The 2,955-nt window shown below is 43.0% G+C and carries 1 protein-coding gene and 1 tRNA gene; one reads left to right on the forward strand and one right to left on the reverse strand.

All coding sequences use genetic code 11. The annotated features are described in order from the left end of the window. Positions 1 to 109: 109 nt before the first annotated feature. Positions 110 to 2,506: a Xaa-Pro dipeptidyl-peptidase gene (locus EKM67_RS10520; protein ID WP_164506653.1), complete on the reverse strand. Its 2,397-nt coding sequence runs from the start codon at positions 2,504 to 2,506 to the stop codon at positions 110 to 112. Positions 2,507 to 2,570: 64 nt separating this feature from the next. On the opposite strand from EKM67_RS10520, the gene EKM67_RS10525 reads away from it, so the two are divergent. Next, a tRNA-Arg gene (locus EKM67_RS10525) sits at positions 2,571 to 2,644 on the forward strand. The last annotated feature ends 311 nt before the right edge of the window (positions 2,645 to 2,955 follow it).

Below are 2,955 nucleotides of genomic sequence, written 5' to 3' on the forward strand. Positions count from 1 at the left end.
TACCGAGAACATACCTTAGCTGCGTAAAACTATTTATTTTTGTCTAACTTTTATGTTGCACTTCACAGTTGGATGAGTATTTGCGCTTTTTGTCTGTTGTCGATAATAGTTAGCCTTGGTGGATCTCAAGACTTGAATTTTCGAGATCAAAAGTATATTCCAGGTTATTTTCGTGACGAATTGTCATGCCCATGTCGGTGGCATACAGGATCACGCCTAATTGCCGACCTGCAGGCAGGTGATAATAAGTTGGTTGGAGCGGTAACTCAATATCATAATAGGTATCTGGCTCTAAAGTTTCATCTTGGAAAGAAGAGATCCGGTTTTGCAAATTGAGATGTGATTTTGCAATTAATTTAGCAGGTGTTGCTTGGGGATTCTCTTTGAAAGCCATCGTCGTTTCTTGACGACCATGATAACCCAGCTCACGTGCTGCTAGTTCGACTGTTTGAGGACGAGTGGTCAATCGCTTAGCTTCACCGTAATCGACCAGCATGGCGCTAATAAGGCCGTAATTGGCACTGCTCTTAACACGCAGCTTGAGCACGGGGCGACCGGTGATCAGCATTTCCTCAGATAACGGCGTCGTTTTCAAGACCAATTGATTTTTAGCAAAGCGCGGGTCTTCTTTGATGAAGGCTTGTTCCCACGCCAAGTCTTTGAGACCACTGTCGTGAAAAGCCTTGACGCCATCATCGACGAAACTGTTGCGATCTTCATGATCGAAGTCTGTCGCTAATTCAAGCGATTTAACCGTTTCAGCTTGCCAAGTATCTGGTGTCTGCCAATCACTCTCGTTTAAATTGCTCTGAATCAGATAATCGGGGAAAATTTGATCAGCATGATTTTTTTCAAGGAAGAGTTTATTCGTCAGCCACAGGTTGATCAAGTCATAGAAATCAAGGCTAGGGAAGTTGTTGACGTAAATATGTTGACCTTGATGCAAAATCACTTTATGAGCGACACCTTGCTTCTTGAGTGCTTCGTTTAATTTGTACACATTTTTTGGCTTCACATTCCAGTCATTCAGACCATGAACGCTGACAATTGGGCATTTAACTTTGGCAATGTTGTTACGATAATTTCGCACGTCCCAGAAATGATTATAACTACCAGATTCGCGATCTTGATCGTGGATCATTTGTTTGAACTTTTCATCGTAGAACGGTTGAACTTTGGCAAGATCACCCGCATCCTTTTGCCGACTGAAACATTCGTTGGTCAAGACGTTGGCATCTTCGCCTTGGAAAGTCTCCGGAGCAACGACGAGTCCGTGTTCGCGATAATAATCATACCAACTCGAAATGGCAGCTTCGGAAATAACGGTGTCCAATCCAGCAACGCCAGTCGTGGCTGCCGCGACCGCCAAAGTGCCCAAATAAGATTTACCAGTCATGGCAACATGACCACTGCACCAAGAGGCACTGATTTCGTCTTGCTTCGAGCGATCGGTGTAGGCGCGACGATCGCCGTGGAGCCACTCGATGATGGCGATGGTTGAAGTTGTTTCTTCAGGTGAACCACAAGTACGAATGCCATCCGAACCGCGCGTACCAATTCCGGCCGCATAAACGGAAGCAAAGCCACGCGCTAAGAAATAATCGCTCAAGGTGACCGTGCCAATATTGTTTGGCTCGATCACGCTAGGATGATTGGCGAATGGGTCGTTGTGATCAGTGGGAACGGGTTTCGTTCTCAGTTCATGAAATTGATCGAAATCATCTTGCGCGTCACGCGCATCACCAGGTTCTTTAACGGCAAAATCAACGTCAACTGAATTCATTTTAGTGTCAGTTGTGCCCAAGAAGTAAGGATTAGCCGTATAAAGGGCAGGTAATTTAATGAAGTTATTGGCAACTTTAGGACGAATGATTGTTGCTTCTAATAAGTCGCGTTGGCCATCGTTGTCGGTGTCCAAATCAGATTCGACATAAACGATTTCGCGGATCAACTGATCTGCCGCAAACGTGGCCTGTGCTTTACCGTTAAAAAAGAGCGGCCGTTGTTGCTCGCGCGCACTTAAATTAGCCGCAAAATAACCGCGGTTAGCCAAGTTGTCCATGAATAGCAGACCATTTTTGCTACGGGTATTGAGTAATTGATAGACCGCAGTTGTAAATGAATCGAAATCGAAGCTAGCTTCATCAAGGAAAGGCAGGCCCAACTTGTTCATCGTTGATAAAGGGTCCGACAATGAGAAATCGAGTGGTGTGAAAAAGCCCAAGTATTGCAACGCCACATTATAAAAGGCTTGTGAGCTGAAATGATCATCAACACTTGCTAAGTATGAAAACAAATCTTGGTTTTCGTCAACTAATAAATTGTGCAGTTGCGTTTCAACGGCTGCCTGAGAACGATAGTCGGGTGAAAAATGACGAAAAACATGCTGGGCAATTTTTGGGAAAGAATATTGCGCCAGATCAACAGGATAGAGATCGATTTTTTGTAATTCCAGAATTTGCTGATCGAGTTCTGGTAAATGTTTGGCAAACTGATTGTATTTCATAGCTTTCCTCCAAGGTTTAATTGACAAGCAAGACATTTTTTAGCTATAATAATTAAGTTGTCATGGTGCAGTAGCTCAGCTGGATAGAGCAACGGTCTTCTAAACCGTAGGTCGTGGGTCCGAGCCCCACCTGCATCATATTTTACCATTGTAGCACTAAATATAGCTAGTTATAGCTAACAAAAAGCCTGATTTAATAGGCTTTTTTATTTTTCTCTCGATATAGTTTAATATAGTTTTTCAAATCACGCCCCCAAAAATCCCCCAAGGTATAAAATTTTATACATTCGAGGGATATTTTAATTTGATTATTGGACTATTTTTGAAAGGATGATCGGCTTGGTAAATGTTGATTTATTACTGAAAAAAAGCGAGCAGCTAAAACGGCTCGGCTCCTGTCAAGAGGACAATCAAATAATTAAAGTGTTTATGCACATTCTTGAACGGCA

It is taken from the genome of Lapidilactobacillus mulanensis (assembly GCF_003946215.1).
In the GTDB taxonomy this organism is placed as follows: Bacteria; Bacillota; Bacilli; order Lactobacillales; family Lactobacillaceae; genus Lapidilactobacillus; species Lapidilactobacillus mulanensis.